At 74.4% G+C, this 15855-nt stretch carries 14 protein-coding genes and 1 tRNA gene; 6 read left to right on the plus strand and 9 right to left on the minus strand.

The features are described from left to right. Positions 1 to 48: 48 nt before the first annotated feature. Together AMOR_RS16185 and AMOR_RS16190 are read right to left on the minus strand one after the other, a co-directional pair. Positions 49 to 1458: a M16 family metallopeptidase gene (locus tag AMOR_RS16185; RefSeq protein WP_248352591.1), complete on the minus strand. Its 1410-nt coding sequence runs from the start codon at positions 1456 to 1458 to the stop codon at positions 49 to 51. Then, positions 1455 to 3020, minus strand: a complete 1566-nt coding sequence (locus tag AMOR_RS16190; protein WP_248352592.1) for a sensor histidine kinase — start codon at positions 3018 to 3020, stop codon at positions 1455 to 1457. The genes AMOR_RS16185 and AMOR_RS16190 overlap by 4 nt, the downstream gene beginning before the upstream one ends. Positions 3021 to 3213: 193 nt before the next feature. Between AMOR_RS16190 and AMOR_RS16195 the strand changes: the two genes are divergently transcribed. Then, a complete protein-coding gene (locus AMOR_RS16195) occupies positions 3214 to 4101 on the plus strand; it encodes a coiled-coil domain-containing protein (RefSeq protein WP_248352593.1) in 888 nt (295 codons plus the stop codon). A gap of 16 nt (positions 4102 to 4117) precedes the next feature. Here AMOR_RS16195 and AMOR_RS16200 read toward each other — a convergent pair whose 3' ends face one another. Continuing rightward, on the minus strand, positions 4118 to 4801 hold the full coding sequence (locus AMOR_RS16200; RefSeq protein WP_248352594.1) for a DUF1054 family protein: 684 nt from the start codon (positions 4799 to 4801) through the stop codon (positions 4118 to 4120). A gap of 81 nt (positions 4802 to 4882) precedes the next feature. Between AMOR_RS16200 and AMOR_RS16205 the strand changes: the two genes are divergently transcribed. The 3 genes from AMOR_RS16205 (at position 4883) to AMOR_RS16215 (ending at position 7546) form a co-directional block, all read left to right on the plus strand. Next, the gene (locus AMOR_RS16205) at positions 4883 to 5890 is read left to right on the plus strand and encodes a helix-turn-helix transcriptional regulator (protein WP_248352595.1); all 1008 of its coding nucleotides are present in this window, start codon (positions 4883 to 4885) and stop codon (positions 5888 to 5890) included. Then, a complete protein-coding gene (locus AMOR_RS16210; protein WP_248352596.1) occupies positions 5887 to 6990 on the plus strand; it encodes a helix-turn-helix transcriptional regulator in 1104 nt (367 codons plus the stop codon). Before AMOR_RS16205 ends, AMOR_RS16210 begins: the two co-directional genes overlap by 4 nt. Positions 6991 to 7144: 154 nt before the next feature. Next, positions 7145 to 7546, plus strand: a complete 402-nt coding sequence (locus tag AMOR_RS16215) for a response regulator (protein ID WP_248352597.1) — start codon at positions 7145 to 7147, stop codon at positions 7544 to 7546. Positions 7547 to 7610: 64 nt separating this feature from the next. On the opposite strand, the gene AMOR_RS16220 is transcribed toward AMOR_RS16215, so the two are convergent. Beyond that, the gene (locus AMOR_RS16220; protein WP_248352598.1) at positions 7611 to 8492 is read right to left on the minus strand and encodes an NAD(P)-dependent oxidoreductase; all 882 of its coding nucleotides are present in this window, start codon (positions 8490 to 8492) and stop codon (positions 7611 to 7613) included. Positions 8493 to 8670: 178 nt separating this feature from the next. On the opposite strand from AMOR_RS16220, the gene AMOR_RS16225 reads away from it, so the two are divergent. Beyond that, entirely contained in the window at positions 8671 to 9885 is a 1215-nt protein-coding gene (locus tag AMOR_RS16225) for a protoporphyrinogen/coproporphyrinogen oxidase (RefSeq protein ID WP_248352599.1), read from the plus strand. A 236-nt stretch (positions 9886 to 10121) separates the two neighbouring features. Here AMOR_RS16225 and AMOR_RS16230 read toward each other — a convergent pair whose 3' ends face one another. The 5 genes from AMOR_RS16230 to AMOR_RS16250 form a co-directional block, all read right to left on the minus strand. Beyond that, positions 10122 to 10709 (minus strand): HNH endonuclease, encoded by a 588-nt coding sequence (locus AMOR_RS16230; protein WP_248352600.1) that lies wholly within the window; start codon positions 10707 to 10709, stop codon positions 10122 to 10124. 283 nt (positions 10710 to 10992) lie between these two features. Then, complete coding sequence (locus AMOR_RS16235; protein ID WP_248352601.1) at positions 10993 to 11517, minus strand: arginine repressor; 525 nt, start codon at positions 11515 to 11517, stop codon at positions 10993 to 10995. 5 nt (positions 11518 to 11522) lie between these two features. After that, positions 11523 to 13622 carry a bifunctional glutamate N-acetyltransferase/amino-acid acetyltransferase ArgJ gene (argJ, locus tag AMOR_RS16240; RefSeq protein ID WP_248352602.1) on the minus strand — a complete coding sequence of 700 codons (2100 nt, stop codon included), beginning with the start codon at positions 13620 to 13622 and terminating at the stop codon, positions 11523 to 11525. A gap of 5 nt (positions 13623 to 13627) precedes the next feature. After that, the gene (gene argC / locus AMOR_RS16245) at positions 13628 to 14662 is read right to left on the minus strand and encodes an N-acetyl-gamma-glutamyl-phosphate reductase (protein ID WP_248352603.1); all 1035 of its coding nucleotides are present in this window, start codon (positions 14660 to 14662) and stop codon (positions 13628 to 13630) included. A gap of 120 nt (positions 14663 to 14782) precedes the next feature. Continuing rightward, a tRNA-Leu gene (locus tag AMOR_RS16250) sits at positions 14783 to 14866 on the minus strand. Positions 14867 to 14983: 117 nt separating this feature from the next. Here AMOR_RS16250 and AMOR_RS16255 point away from each other — a divergent pair. Further along, positions 14984 to 15853, plus strand: coding sequence for a hypothetical protein (locus AMOR_RS16255; protein WP_248352604.1), 870 nt, complete (start codon positions 14984 to 14986; stop codon positions 15851 to 15853). Positions 15854 to 15855 lie beyond the last annotated feature (2 nt).

Genomic DNA, 15855 nt, shown 5'->3' on the forward strand with positions numbered 1-15855 from the left:
CCGGCCCATCCGGGACGAGACGGATCGTGTACCCCGGCGCGGAAGGGCTCAGGCCGGCAGGACCGAGGTGCCGCTCACGATGCGCTCGATGGCGGCGCGCTCCCGGCGGCGGGCAGGGCCGACCACCACCGCGACGGTGTTCCTGCGGCGGAAGGTCTCCCGCGCCACCCGGACGAGGTCGTCGGGGGTGACGCGCTCGACGCGGCGACAGCGCTCCTCGAACCCCTCGGGCGCGGAGAGCACCTCGCCCGCGCCGTACCACCCCGCGAGGTCCGCGGCGGAGTCGAGCGAGAAGGCGAGCGTCATCCGGTGGCGCCGCTGGACGCGGAGCAGCTCCTCGTCGGGGACCGGCCGCTCGGCGAGCGTGCCGAGCACGCGGAGGACCTCCTCGATGACGCGCGGCAGCTTCCGTGGCGCGCACGCGCCGTCGATGACGGTCATGCCCGAGTCGGCGAAGGTGTCGATGCCGGCGTGGAGCGAGTACGCGAGGCCCCGGCGCTCGACGATCTCGAACGGCAGCCGCGAGGAGAGCCCGTCGTCGAGGATCCGGCGGATGCAGAGGTGGACGGGGTAGTCGGGGTGGCGCTCCGGTGGGCAGGGGAACGACAGCGAGAACTCCGCCTGCGCGTCGTCGTGCCCGACGACCTCGAGCTGCGGGCCGTCCGGCCAGAGCGGCGCCGGGCGGTCCACGCTCTCCTTCCCGCGCGGCAGCTTCCCGAGGTGCCGGTCCGCGAGCGCCGCCACCTCGTCCGGCCGCACCGGTCCCGCGACGGCCAGGACGAGGTTCGCGCCGGTGTAGAAGCGGGCGTGGTGCGCGCGCACGTCGCGCGGCGTGAGCCGGCGGACGATCTCAGGCGTGCCGGCGATCTTGAGCGCGAGCGGGTGCTCGCCGAAGACGATCCGCTTCGAGAGGTTGTCGGGGTCGATGTCGCGGCCGTCCGCGTCCACCTCGTCGAGGATCTCCTCGAGGATCACCTCGCGCTCGACGTCCATCTCCTTGAGGAGCGGCCGGCGGATGAGGTCCCCGAGCACCTCGAGGCCGACGCCGACGTCGTCCGGGTGGATCGGCGTGTAGTAGCAGCCGTGGTCCCGGGCGGTGATGCCGTTGAGGCTTCCGCCCGCCGCCTCCACCGCCGCGTTCATCGCCACCGTGTCGGGGAACCCGACGGAGCCGCGGAAGAAGAGGTGCTCGAGGAAGTGCGAGACGCCGTTCCGCTCCGGGCTCTCGTGGCGCGAGCCGGCGCGCACGTAGAGCGCGATCATCGCGGAGTGCAGCCCGGGGGCGCGCGCCGTCAGCACGCGCAGGCCGTTCCCGAGGACGGTGCGATCGACCTCGCCCCAGTCCGGGGCGCGGTGCGGCCGCGCCACGGGGCGTGCACGCGGCGCCGCCACCCGGAACCCGCGCTGCGCCGGTCCCGCCTTCTCCTTCGCGCGCACTTCGCGCCTCGGCCGCCTCATCCCGCCGCTCCTCCCTCGTTCGCCGTCTCTGCCGCCGCCGCCTGCTCCTCGCGCGCCGCCGGGAACCTCAGGGTGAAGGTCGTACCCTCGCCCACTACGCTGTCGCACCGGATCGAACCGCCGTGCTCCTCTACCACTTGTTGCGTGAACGCGAGGCCCAGACCGGTGCCCCGCTCCTTGGTCGAGTAGAACGGCTCGAAGATGCGCGTAAGGTCACCTGGGGGGATCCCCCCGCCGGTGTCCCGGACCGTGACCTCCACCGCGCCTCCGAACGCCCGCGTCGCGACGGTGATCCTGCCGCCCCGCGGCATCGCCTCGCGGCTGTTGCGCAGCAGGTTCAGGAACACGGCGCGGAGCTGGTTCTCGTCGGCGCGGATGGGTGGGAGGTCGGGGGCCAGCTTCCGCTCGACCTCCACCCGGGCTGCCGCGAGCTCGGGAGACAGGAAGTCGAGCAGGCCGCCGAGGATCTCGTTCAGGTCCTGCCGGCCGAGCGCCGGCTTGGGGAGGCGCGCGAAGCGGAGGTACTCCTCCGCGACGCCGTTCAGGCGATCCACCTCGCGGGAGATCGCGGCGACGAGCGCGACTGCCTCCTTGGGCGGGGAGGGGAGCGCCTCGATCTCCTCGGCGAGCAGCTCGGTGTTGAGCCCGATGGCGTTCAGCGGGTTGCGGATCTCGTGGGTGATCTGCGCCGAGATCCGGCCCACCGCCGCGAGCCGCTCCGCCCGGCGCAGCTCCGCGCGCTGCCGGTCGAGCGACGTCGCCATCGCGTTGAACTCGCGGGCGAGGAGGCCGATCTCGTCGCGGCTCCGGACCTCGACCTTGCGCGACAGGTCCCCCGCCGCGACCGCCTTCACGCCCTCGGTGAGGCGCTGGATCGGCGCGAGCAGCCGCTGCGAGATCGCCGCCGCGCCCACCCCGACCGCGAGGGCGAGGAACGAGTAGATCACCACGAGGAGCACCGTGTCCGACTCGGCCTGCTCCGTCGCGTGGACGCGGTCCGAGATCTGGCTCTCGAGGGCGACCTGCAGGAGCTTCACGTCGAGCGAGAGGCCCTTCTCGAGCTGCCGGACCGCCTGCGCCCGCGCCTCGAACGCCGGCGCCGTGCGCGGGTCTTGCCCCTCTCCGGCCTCGAGCGCGTCGAGGAGGCCGCGCGCCTCGCGATCGTACTCGGCCCAGCGGGTCGCGAGCGTGTCGAGCCGCGCGAGGACGTCCCCGAGGAACCGGGCCTCGTCGCCGCGCGCGTCGGCCCGCGCCACCTGCGCCACGCGCCGGCCCTCCTCGATCTTCTCCCGGACGAGCGCGGGGAAGTGGGCGCGGGCGACCGGCAGGTAGACCCGCCGCGCGGCAGGATCGAGCGCGCGCGCCTCGAGCGCGCGCGACGCCACCCAGTCCTTTACGTCGAGCTGGGCGGCGATCCGGGTGAGGGGGAGGTACCCGGCGCTGAGGAGCCGGAGATCCCGCCGGAGATCGTGCAGCCGCGCGACCCCGAACGCGGCCACGGCGCCGAACGCGGCGAGCGCCACGGCGAAGGCGAGGAAGATCTTGGTCGCGACCCGGCGCATGGAGGAGCCGCCGATCCTACCGCCATCCGGCGTCTGGCCTCGGCGGGAACGTTCCTAACCGGCACGGCGCGGGGGCGCCAAGGCGGGCGCTCGGCCGCACCGCCGCACCGCCCTGCCGTCCTTCCCAGATGCGGGCGCCTGCGGTAGTGAATGGTGGACCTTTCCCGTCGTGGTCCCTTCCCGGAGTCCCTCCATGCCCGGCATCTTCGTCGTCGTCGCGCTCGTCGGCGTCCTCGCAGCCATCGCCTTCTTCCTCTCCGCCCGCACCGCGAAGGCCGCCCTCGCGGAGCGCCAGGGCGCGGAGGCGAAGCTCGCCGCGGAGGTGGACGCCGCGAGGAAGGCCGCGGCGGAGGCTCGCGCCGAGGCGAAGAAGAAGGCGGAGGAGGCCGGCGGGCTCCGCGCGGATCTCGAGAAGTCGAAGAAGAAGGCCTTCGAGCAGCAGGAGGCGGCGAAGCGCCTCGGCGGCGCGCAGGCGCTCCGGGAGGAGATCGACAAGCTCGCGGCGCGCCTCGCCGAGGCCCGCGCGGAGGCGGAGCACCAGGCGGCGCGCGCCCGCGGCCTCGAGAAGGACCTCGAGAAGGCTGCCGCGGCGGCGAAGCGCGTCGAGGCGGCCCGCGCCGCGCAGGCCGAGGCCCCCGCGCCCGTGGCCGCCCCCCCCGCGCCGGTCGCCGCGCCCGCCCCGGCGCCCGTCGACGACGGGAAGCTCCACGCGGAGAAGGAGCGCGCCGACAAGGCGGAGGCCAAGGCGACCGAGCTCCGCAAGCGGGTCGCCGAGCTGGAGCAGAGCCTCAAGAACGCGCGGGGCCGCCTCGAGACCGAGAAGCGCGTCTACATCGTCCAGAAGGGCGAGCTCGAGCTCGCCGCGGATCGGTACGCCGAGCTCCGCCGTCGCCACGACGCGCTCCGCCGCGATCACGAGGAGCTCGTCGAGGCGGTCCGCCAGGCCGCCCGCGAGGAGCGCCGCCTGACCGAGAAGGAGGCCGCGCGCGCCGAGAAGCAGACCGCGCCGGCGGCGCCTGAGGGCGAGGGCGAGGGGCAGGCCGAGGGCGCCGCCGAGACGGAGGGGACGAGCGCGGCCTAGCCGCGCGCGACGCCAGCTACGTCGCGCCCGGCACGCCGGGTGCGACGGGTGCGCCCGGCGCCGCGCCCGCATCCTCGGGCGCGTTCGCGAGCACCTTGTAGAGCGGCGAGAGATCCCGGAACACGCCGAGGAGGTCGCCGAGCGAGATGCTCCGCGCCTCCTCGCGCGTCCAGGCGATCCCGACGTCGAGGCCGGCTTTCCCGGGGGCGAGCTCGTCCCCGAGCTCGAGCCAGAACGCGGCCGAGTGCGCCGGCGCGAGCTCCGGGAGCTCCTCGAAGTTCCAGCCCGCGAAGTGGCGGAGCTTGCGGAAGGGCTTCCCCTTCTTGGCGAGGTTCGCCGCCTCGCGCGAGAGCGCGCGCTGCATCGCGGCGCGCCGGGGCGAATCCCCGCGAACGCCCACCCGCGCGTGCAGGTGATCGCGGGTCAGGACGACGCCGAGGAACGGGAGGCCGCGGTAACCCTTGGCGCTGTCGGCGAACGCGACGAGCAGCTCCTCGGGCGCGACGCCCTTGCGGCGCGGGAGCTTGCCAGGGTGCGCGAACAGCTCCTTGCCGGCGACGCGCGAGAGGCCGGAGAGGCACTGCGCACCGATGGAGAGGAGCTTCGGCTGGAGCGTGGCCTCGAGCGCGTCGGCCCGGCCGTCCGGGTCGTCGATCTCGAACAGCGCGAAGTCGGTGGGGCCGAACCCGAGCCCTGCCATCGAACGCTCCCGCGCTTGCCAGGGGACGTCATCTTATCACACGTTGACGGGCCGGCCAGGCTCTGCCAGGTTTCCGCGGCGATGCAGAAGGATCAGCGGCTGCTCGACGTCGCGGCGCTCCTCCTCAAGGCGGCCGAGCCCGTCTCCTGGCGGGAGATCCAGGAGCAGTTCCCCGACGACTACGGCGGTACGGGCGAGGCCGCGATCCGCAAGTTCGAGCGGGACAAGGCCGATCTGCTCGAGCTCGGCATCCCGATCCGCTACGTGGCGGGGGACGAGGATCTCCCCGCCGGCTACCTCATCGACCGCGACGAGTTCTACCTGCCCGACCTGAAGCTCCCGCCGGAAGACCTCGCGCTCCTGTACGTGGCCGGCTCGGCGGCGCTCGCGAGCGGCGCGTTCCCGTACGGGCGCGACCTCGCCCACGCGCTGTCGAAGCTGTCCTTCGCCGCGCGCGCGCCGGGGGCCTCCGAGTCGGCGGCGCTCGCCGCGCGGCGGCTCACGGAGGACGCGGGCGAGGCCCGGCCCGAGGTGGCGCAGTGGGTCGAGGAGCTGTCCCGCGCCATCGCCGCGAAGAAGCGGGTGCACCTCGCCTACCTCGGCGCCGAGCGGCGCGAGCGCACCGAGCGCGACGTCGATCCCTACGGCCTCTTCCAGAAGGGCGGGGCCTGGTTCCTCGCCGGCCACTGCCACCTGCGGAAGGACATCCGGACGTTCCACCTCTCGCGCATCGAGTCGCTCTCGATGAACGCCGCCGCGCCGCGGACGCCGGACTTCGAGCCGCGCAAGGACTTCTCGATCGCCGCCTACGCGACGCGGGAGGCCTGGGAGTACGGCGTGCACGCGCCGGTCCGCTGCCGCGTGCGGCTCGAGCCGCCGATCCCGGCGGAGGTGCTCGCGTCGTTCGGGCCGCGCGCGCGGACGAAGGACGAGGGCGGCGCCGCGCTGGTCGAGGTCGACGCGACCAACCAGGAGGGGCTGCTCCGCCACGTCCTCGCGCTCGGCGAGCGCGCCGAGATCCTCGCGCCGAAGGCGCTGCGCGAGCGGGCGCGCGAGGTGCTCGCGTCGCTCGCGCGGGGGCTCGCGTGAGCGCGGCGCGCAGCGGCCCGCGCCGGCCGCGTGCCGCCGCCGGCACGACGCCCCGCCGGGCCCGGACGGCGCGCGCCGCGGCGCCGAAGCCGGCCGCCGCGCCAGGGCCGGACGCCGCCGCCCCGGAGGCATCGGCACGCCCGTCGCACCGGGCCGCCGCCAAGGCGGATCCGCGCGAGCGCCTCCGCCGCGTGCTGTTCCTCGTCCCGTACGCGGTCCGCCACCCCGGCATCCCGGTGAAGGACCTCGCGCGCCGCTGCGGCTGCACCGAGAAGGAGCTGCTCGAGGACCTCGACTTCCTGCTCGGCGTCGGCTCGCCGCCGTTCGCGCCGGACGACTTCCTCGACCTCTACGTCGAGGGCGACCGGGTGTACGTCGCGCTGCACCAGAGCTTCTCGCGCCCGCCGCGGTTCACGGAGAGCGAGGCCGCGGCGCTGGCCGCCGCCGCCCAGGCGCTCGGCGGAGAGGGGCGCGAGCGCGCCGTCAAGGCGCTCCGGGACTCCGTGCCGCGGGACCGGCGCGCGAGCTTCGACGAGCTCGTGGGCCGGATCTACGCCGGCGCGCCGCCCGCGCGCGACTCGGTGCTCGGGAAGCTGCAGCGCGCCATCGCGGACCGCCGCGCGGTGAAGCTCGCCTACCACTCCGCCTCGCGCGACGCGGAGACCGAGCGCGTGGTCCACCCGTACACGCTCGCCCAGCGCTTCGGCCACTGGTACCTGTACGGCCACGACACGGTGCGCGAGAAGGCGCTCGCGTTCCGGCTCGACCGGATCCGCGAGTGCGCCGCGCTGGCGGACCGGTTCGAGCCTCCGTCGGAGGCCGAGCTCGCGCGCGCGCGGCTCTTCTCGGAGCCGCTCGGAGAGCCCGTCCGGCTGCGCCTCGGCCCGCAGGCGGCGCCGTGGGCGCTCTCGCGCCCGGGCATCACCCTCGTCAAGCGCGCCGAGAACGGCGGCGCGGTGGTGGAGATCCGCGGCGCCGACGACGCGTGGGCGACCCGCTTCGCGCTCTCGCTCGGCGGCGACGCCGAGGTGATCGCGCCGCCGTCGGCGCGGCGGCACTACGTGGATGCCGTCCGGCGGGCGCTCGCCCGCTACGCGTAGCCTCTTCGTCCTGGACGCGCGGGCGGGTGAGATGCCGGCGACCCGGTGTCCCTGACCCCGGGGTCCCGTGCTCACGGGACGCGGACGCGGCTTTCCTCGGTTTTTCTCCGGCACGATCGGCGCAGGTGTGGGGGCGGGGGCGCCGGAGGCTGACGTGGCTCGCGTCTTGATCGTGGACGACACCGACATCGTGCGCCGCGCGCTCGAGATGGCGCTCCGGCGGATGGGCCACGCGACCGTGTCGACGTCGGATCCCGTCGAGGCGCTCGCGATCGCGCGCCGGCAGCCGCACGACCTCGCGCTCGTGGACTACCGGATGCCGCGGATGGACGGCGCGACGCTCTTCCGCGAGCTCCGCGCGTCGCTCGGCGACGCGTGCCCGGCGGTCCTGTTCGTCTCGGCGTCCCCTGCGGACGAGGTCGCGCCCGAGGTGGAGCGGATCGGGCCGGTGGCGGGCTACGTGAAGAAGCCGTTCCACCTCGACGACCTGATCCGGATGGTGAACCAGGTGATCGCCGGGATCGCCGTGACGCGCGCGGCGGCGGCGCAGCGCTGAGCCACCGTCCGTTCGCCCGAGCCCGTCGCCTTCGACGGGCTCACCGCGAACGGTCCCTGCGCGCCTACTCCTTCTTCGCCCACTCCAGGCACAGGTCGGCGACGGCGGCGACGTCCTTCTCGCCCCGGCCGGCCTCGACCGCGGCGGCGAACATCCGGCGCACCGCCTCGTTGATCGGGACCTTGGCGCCGAGCTCGGCGGCGGCCTCCTGGGCGAGGCGCTGGTCCTTCTCGGCGAGCGAGATCTTGAACCGCGGCGCGTAGTCCTTCTTCTCGATGAGCTCGCCCTTCATGAGGTAGAGCGGCGAGTGGAAGGACGAGGCCTGGAGCACCTCCACGATGCGCCAGGGCTCGAGGCCGCCCGCGGCGCCGAGCGCGACCGCCTCGCCGAACGCGGTGAGCATCGCGCCGCCGACCGCGTTCACGACGAGCTTCATGAGCGCGGCCTTCTCCGGCTCGTCGACCTCGAACAGCCGCGCCGAGATCGCGTGCAGCGCCGGCCGCGCCCGCTCGCGGGCCGGCCCGGGGCCGCCGGCGACGAGGACGATCTGCGCCTGCTCGGCCGCGCTCTTCGATCCGAGGATCGGGCACGCGAGGAAGCGCGCGCCACGCTTCGACACCTTCTCCGACGCGACCTTCGCGGCGCGGACGCCCGCGGTGGAGAGATCGACGAGGACGTCGCCCTCGGTGAGGCCGGCGAGCACGCCCTCGGGGCCGTCCAGCACCGCGTCCAGCGCCTTCTCGTCGGCGAGGCACGTGAACACGAGGTCCTTGCCGGCGGCGCACTCCCTCGGCGTCCGGGCGAGCTTGCCGCCCTTCGACACGATGTGCTCCGCCCGGGACGGCGTGCGGTTCCAGACCGTGATGTCGTGCCCGGCCTTCCGCAGATTGTTGGCGATGGGCTCACCCATGGTCCCGAGGCCGACGAATCCGATCCGCATGCGCATGCGCCTCTTCTAAACCAAAGGTCGTCGCCCGGCCAACGTCCCAAAGGCCGCGGCCGCCCGCCGCAACGGGGCCCGGCGGGAGCGTCCGCGAGCACGCGAACCGCTGGCGCGACGGGCGGTTCTCTGCGACGCTCGCGTCCGCCCCGCGCGGGCGGGCTCAGCGGAGCACGGAGAGGAAATGGCAACGGCAGACGTCATCGTGGTGGGAGGTGGGATCAGCGGCCTCGCCTTCGCGTGGAAGGCGGGGCAGGCGGGCAAGAAGGTCCGGGTGCTCGAGCGGGACGCGCGGATCGGCGGGTGCCTGCACTCGCACCGCCGGCCGGACGGGTACTGGTTCGAGATGGGCGCGCACTCCGTCTACAACAGCTACGGCGCGTTCCTCGACATCGCCGTCGGCGCGGGCGTCGCGGGCAAGATCATCCAGCGCGGTCCCGCGCGCGGGCGCTTCGGACTCCTCCGCGACGGCGACTACCGGTGGCTCACGCCGCCGAAGGTCCTGCTCCAGCTCAACTGGCTCGAGGCCGCGCTCAGCTTCCCGGCCGGCATCTTCCGCAAGAAGGACGGCGAGACCGTCTACTCGTACTACTCGAAGCTCGTCGGGCGCCGGAACTACGACCGGGTGATCTCGCCGTTCTTCGCCGCCGTCCCCTCGCAGAAGGCCGACGGCTTCCCGCTCGAGGGGCCGGGCTCCCTGTTCAAGAAGCGGCCTCGCCGCGAGGAGTTCGTGAAGAGCTTCGGGTTCGACGGCGGCCTCCAGCTGGTCTGCGACGCCGCCGCGCGCTCGCAGGGCGTCGAGGTCGAGACCGGCGCGGCCGCGACGCGGGTCTCGCGCGCGGGCGGCGAGTACGCGGTGACCACCGCCGACGGTCGCACGCTCACGGCGCCCGTCGTCGCCGTCGCCGCGCCGCCGGATCAGGCGTCGGCGCTCCTGCGCGACGACTTCCACGAGCTGTCGACCGCCGTCTCGCGGGTCGGGACCGTCCAGGTGGAGAGCGTCGGCGTCGTGCTGCCCCGGGAGCGGTGCTGGATGCCGGAGTGCGCGTTCCTGGTCCCGGTCGACGACCTGTTCTTCTCGGCGGTGACGCGCGATCCGTTCCCGGATCCGCGGTTCCGCGCGTTCGCCTTCCACTTCAAGGCGGCCGTGCCGCGCGCGGACCGGCTGCGGCGCGTGTCGGAGGTGCTCCGGATCCCGGAGGCGGAGCTCGGCGAGCTCGTCGAGCGGCGGACGCTCCTGCCGTCTCCGGCGCTCGGGCACGGCGAGATCGTCGCCGAGATCGACCGGTGCCTCGCGGGCGGGAAGCTCGCGCTGACGGGGAACTACTTCGCCGGCCTCGCCATCGAGGACTGCGTCCTGCGCTCGAACGACGAGTGGCGGCGGGTGAATTCGTCGTAGCGGGGGCTGCGCCCTGACGATTCATCACATCGCGGACCGCCGCGACCGTCGCCGCAGGGACGCTCGTCTGTGTTGGCGAGCGGGGAAGGGGCTCTAGAAGAGGGGGACGGCCGGGGCGTGGCCGCAGGGGCGAGACGTCGCCGCGGGGATCGGCCACCAAGAAGCCTGCGTCGCGACGGCGGCGATGGGGTCCGGCCAGCCGGAGGCTTCGGGAGGCGCTCCGCCGCGCCCGACGGTCACGTCGGCCCGGTCAGGGCCGCGGCGGGAACTTCGGAGCGCGCACCCGCCGAGCCGCCGTCGCGGCGACCCGTCGCCGCGGTGGCCTTGGAGGCCGGCGCGTACCTGTCCATCCATGCATCGCCGAAGATTTTCCGTGCGGCGAGCAAGTTGTGCCGAGCGCAGAGGAGGCGAACGTTCTCGATCGTCGGCTTCCCGCCGAGCGCCTTCGGCTGGATGTGGTCGTACTGGAGACGTTGGCGCGAGCCGCAGACGCCGCCGTTCTCGAGAGCCCACCGACAGCAGCCGCCGTCCCGCACCCACACCGCCCGCTTCACCTCCGCCGGGATGTGGTCCGGTCTCGACGGCCGCTTCTCGCGCCGCGGCTTCTCGACCAGGCCCTTCCGCTTCTTGGCCCGGTCGAGCAGGAGATCGAGCGCGGCCTCGAGGATCACCTCGGTGCTCGCCCCCGGGTGCGAGTGCGAGAGGGCCTCCTTCGCCGCGGCGACCTTCGCCTCGAACCGCTTCGTGACGGTGAGGTGCATCCGGCGGAGGTCGGCGGTGAGCGGCTCGAAGGTCGGCGCCTTCCGGGAAATCTGGGCGTTCACGGTCCGTGCGGCCACTCTGGCATCGACGAGTTCTGCCGGCGAACCGGGCGCAATGACGCGGGCGGTCGCCGGAACGCCGAGCGCGAGCGCTGCTGCGGGTTCCGGGTCGCGGACTGGTCGCGCCGCGGCCGCGACGCGAACGGTCGTCACGACCTCCCGGCGCCCCCGCCCCGGCGGCGGAGCCCATAGCGTCCGCGCAGCGGGCGCGTCTTTCGATCGCCGGCCCCACCCAGCGCAGCGGGGCCCTGGCGCGGCTTCGCCGCGCTGTCGAATCACACCCTGATTAGCCCTGGCGCGGCGCCGCGGGCCTCGCGCCGTCGCCGAGCGCGGCGGTCGCGCCGAGCAGCTCGGCGAGGCGCGACGCGAGCCGGCGCGGCCGGAGCTCGCCGGCGGGGGCGACGAAGATCGTGTCGTCCCCGGCGATGGTGCCGAGCACCTCGGGGAGCTGGGCGAGGTCGATGGCGCGCGCGATGGCCGGGGCGCTCCCGGGCGGCGTCCGCACGACGACCATGGACGCGTTCGCGGCGATGGACGAGACGAGCCCGCGGAGCGCCTCGAGCCCAGCGGGACCGCGCGGCCCCGGCGCGCCGGAGCCGTCTCCGTCGCCGTCGCCGAGCTCGTACACCGTCCCGCCCTCGGGCCGCGACACGCGCCGGGCCGCGAGCCGCGCGAGATCGCGGGACAGGGTGGCCTGCGTGGCGTGGAAGCCCGCCTCCGCGAGCGCCTCGAGGAGCTCCTCCTGCGTCCCGATCCGGCGGGACCGGATGATGCGGGCGACGGCGTCGCGGCGGCGGTCGGCGGTCGTCATGGCGATCACGCGAGGGTCACGAGCGAGCCGACGCCCCGGTCGGTGAACAGCTCCGCGATGACGGTGTGCGGCTGGCGGCCGTCGAGGACGTGGACGCGGTCGACGCCGCCCTGGAGCGCCGCGAGGATCGCGTGCGCCTTCCACTTCATGCCGCCGGTGATCGCGCCCGTCTCGAGGCGGCGGACGAGGTCCGGGGCGGTCTGCTGGCGGACCAGCTCGCCGTCCGGGGAGGACTCGAGGATGCCGGGCACGTCGGTCAGGTAGATGAGCTTCCGGGCGCCGAGCGCGACCGCGACCGCCGACGCGACGGCGTCGGCGTTGATGGAGAGCCCGGTCCCGTCGTCGGCGAGCCCGATGGGCGAGATGACGGGCACGTAGCCGCCGTCGAGGAGCATCTCGAGGAATTTCCGGTTCACCTCGACGACCTCGCCGACGTAGCCGAGGTCGACGCCGGAGGCGTGCGCGACCTTCCGCGCGCGGACCAGCTTCCCGTCCTTGCCCGAGAGGCCCACCGCGCCGGCGTTCCGCGCGTTGAGGAGCGCCACGAGCTCCTGGTTCACCTTCCCCGAGAGCACCATCTCGACGACCGGGAGGCTCTGGGCGTCGGTGATGCGCATCCCGTCCACGAACTCGCTGCGCTCGCCGAGCTTCTCGAGGGTCTTCGTGATCTCGGGCGCGCCGCCGTGCACCACCACCGGCTTCAGCCCGACCTTCTTGAGGAGGGTGACGTCCTCCGCGAACGCCTCCTTGAGGCTGTCCTTCACCATCGCCGCGCCGCCGTACTTGATGACGGCGATCTCCCCGGAGAAGGCGGCGATGTACTTGAGCGCCTCCACGAGGAGCGACCGCTTGAAGGCGGGGCTGTAGTTCGCCACGCGATCGTCCTTCGCGACCTGGCCGTCGGGGCGCTGGACGATCATCGACGTGTAGTCGGCGTTGATCTTCACGTAATCGTAGGAGAGATCGCAGCCCCACGACACCGCCCGCGCCGCGCCGTCCGCGAGCTCGACCGCCACGTCGACGCGGCTCTCCCGCATCCGGACGCGGAGGGCCTCGCGATCGAGCTCCACCGGCGCGCCGCCCGCGAACACGACGACGCCCTGGAGCGTCACCCTCGCCTTGAACGGGTCGATGGCGTACCCGGCCGCGCCGGCCCGCGCCCCGACCGTGGCGAGGATCCGGCCCCAGTTCGGATCGGCGCCGAACAGCGCCGCCTTCACGAGCGGCGACGAGGCGACGGAGCGAGCGCAGTCGCGGGCCGCCTCGTCGGTGGGCGCGCCCGAGACCACCACCTCGACCATCTTGGTCGCGCCCTCGCCGTCGGCGGCCATGGCGCGCGCCATCTCGCCGAGCAGGTCGGTGATGGCGGTCTCGAGCCGGTCGAGGTCGGCGCCCGGATCGTGGATGCGGGGGTTCCCGGCGAGCCCGTTCGCGAGCGCGTAGACGGTGTCGTTCGTCGACATCTCGCCGTCCACCGTCACCATGTTGAGCGTCTTCTGCACCGACCGGGCGAGCGCGTCCTGCAGGGCGCGCGGAGAGATCGCGGCGTCGGTCACGACGAGGCAGATCGTCGTCGCGAGCTGCGGCGCGAGCATCCCCGAGCCCTTGCAGATGGCCGAGACGACCGCGGTCTTCCCGCCGAGCGTGACCTCCCGCGCCGCCATCTTCGGGCGGGTGTCGGTGGTCATGATCGCCTCGGCGGCGAGATCGGGGTGATCCCCGAGCTGCTCCGCGAGCGCGGGCAGCGCCGTGACGATCTTCATCGCCGGGAGCCGCGCGCCGATGACGCCGGTCGAGGCGGTGAGCACCGCGCGCTTCTGCACGCCGAGCGCGTCGGCGACGGCGCTCCGGATCACGGCGACGTCGTCGAGGCCGGCGGGGCCGGTGAGCGCGTTCGCGTTCCCGGAGTTCGCGAGGATCGCGCGCATCCCCTCGGCCGGGACCCGCGAGCGCGCGTCGAGCACCGGCGCCGCCGCGGCCTTGTTGATCGTGAACACGCCCGCCGCCGCCGCGGGGTGGTCGGAGACGACGAGAGCGAGGTCGCGCCGGCTCGGCTTGAGCCCGCAGTGGACGCCGCCGAACCGGAAGCCCTTCGGGATCTTCACGGCGTCTAGCCTCCCAGCAGATCGAGCCCGGCCGTCTCCGGCCAGCCCATCGCGGCGTTCATCGCCTGCACCGCCTGCCCGGCGGCGCCCTTCACGAGGTTGTCGATGGCCGAGACGGCCACCGCCGCGCCGGCCCGCGCGTCCACGGCGACGCCCACGTGGCAGCGGTTCGTGTGCACGACGTCCTTCACCATCACGCGGTCGGCCGGGAGCGCCCGGACGAACGGCTCGGAGGCGTACGCGGCCTGGAGCGCGGCGGCGAGATCGGCCGCGCTCGCCTTTCCGTCGAGGCGCAGCGTCGCCGTCGCGAGAATCCCGCGGCGGATCGGGACGAGCACCGGCGTGAAGGAGATCGGGCCGCAGGCGCCGGCGTACCGCGCGACCGTCTGCTCGATCTCCGGCACGTGCTGGTGCTTCCCGAGGCGGTACGCGCGGACGTCCTCGGACACCTCGACGAAGCTGTAGTCCTCCGCGGCCTTCCGGCCGGCGCCGGAGACGCCGCTCATCCCGGTGACGGCGACGCCGTCCGCGCGGACGAGCCCGCTCCGGAGCAGCGGCGCGAGGGCGAGGGCGATCGCCGTCGCGTAGCAGCCGGGGTTCGTGACGAGCGTCGCGCCGTGGAGCGCCTCGCGCGCGAGCTCGGGCAGGCCGTAGCGCGCCTCGGCGAGGAGCGCCGGCGCAGGGTGCTCGAAGCCGTACCAGGGCGGGTACGCGCGGGCGTCGGCCAGCCGGAAGGCGCCGGACAGATCCACGACCCGCGCGCCCTTCGCGAGGAGCTTCGGCGCGAGCGCGGCCGACACCTCCGCGGGCGTCGCGAGGAAGACGATCTCGGCGCCGGCGCCCTCCGCCTCGGCGAGCGACAGGTACGCGAGCTCGCCGGCGGGGCCGTCGAGCGGGAGCCGCGCCGACGCCTTCTCCCCGCTCCAGCGATCCGAGTACAGCGCCGTGATCCGGACGCGGGGGTGGCGGGCGAGGAGGCGGGTCAGCTCGAGGCCGGCGTAGCCCGAGGCGCCGACGATCGCGGCTGAATGAACATGCATGGGCCTGCATAAATATGCAGACCGGCGGAAATGTCAATACGGGGGAGCGGGAGACCGGCGCGCGGCGGCGGGCCCCCGAAAAGGAGACGGGCCGGCGGTTGACCCGCCAGCCCGTCCGAGTGCCCAGGAGAGGATTCGAACCTCCACGGTTTTGAGGCCGCCAGACCCTGAATCTGGTGCGTCTACCAGTTCCGCCACCTGGGCGAAGGGGCCTCCTCATTAGCCTTGGGGGCTCGGGGTGTCAACACCGGACCGGCGCGTCCAACTTCCTCGGCACCGCGGGGCGGCGAGGCTACAATCCGCGCCCCGGAGGCTCCCCCGATGCTCTCGACCCTCGCCGCGCTCCACCTCTTCCTCGCCACCCAGGCCGCGACGGGCGACGGCAAGCTCGCCGACGATCCCCGCCTCACGCAGGCGGAGCCCCCGCAGCAGGTGAACCCGCCGCTCCCGAGCCGCACCAAGCCGCCCGCGCCCACCGGCGCCACGGCGCCGGCGCGCGAGGCGGAGCAGGCGCCGCCCCAGCCGCCGCCTGGCGCCGAGCCGCCGCCGCCCGCCGCGCAGCCGCAGCCGCCCGCCGCCCCGGCCGAGAACCTCCCGCCGCCGCGGACCATCCCCGTCGGCCCGCCGCAGCTCTCGCTCCTCTCCGCGGAGCCGCTCGAGGGTCGCTCCGCCATCCTCGCGCAGGCCGGCTGGTCGAAGCTGTCCTTCATGTACGCGCAGGGGATCACGAAGCAGGACGATCTCGGCGGGTACGCCGACCTCGACTACGCCTACGCCGAGCTTCGCCTCGGCGCGTTCTACCGCCGTCCCCTCGGGCCGGCGGGCCCGTTCGCGATGGGCGCCCGCCTGGGCGTCGCCTGGTACGCGGACTTCGGCGGGACCTGGATGCACGCCGGCAACCACAAGGACCGCGGCTTCGAGATCGCGCCGGGCCTCTCGCTCTCGCAGCACGCCGGCAGCGGCATCCTCTCCATCATCGGCGAGGCGCCGGTCACCGTCACGCTGCGCAACGGCTCCGGGCTCCTCTTCATCCCGCGCATCTCGCTCGCGTACGAGGCCCCGCTCTACGACCAGTACACGCTCGGCGCGCGCATCGGCCTCGGCTACCGCGCCGGCGCCGGCGACGCCCCGCTCTCGGACGGCCGGGCGGAGCTCACCTTCCTGATCGTGGGCGGCTACCGCGTGTTCTAGCG

Origin of the sequence: Anaeromyxobacter oryzae (assembly GCF_023169945.1) — a bacterium.
Taxonomy (GTDB): Bacteria; Myxococcota; Myxococcia; order Myxococcales; family Anaeromyxobacteraceae; genus Anaeromyxobacter; species Anaeromyxobacter oryzae.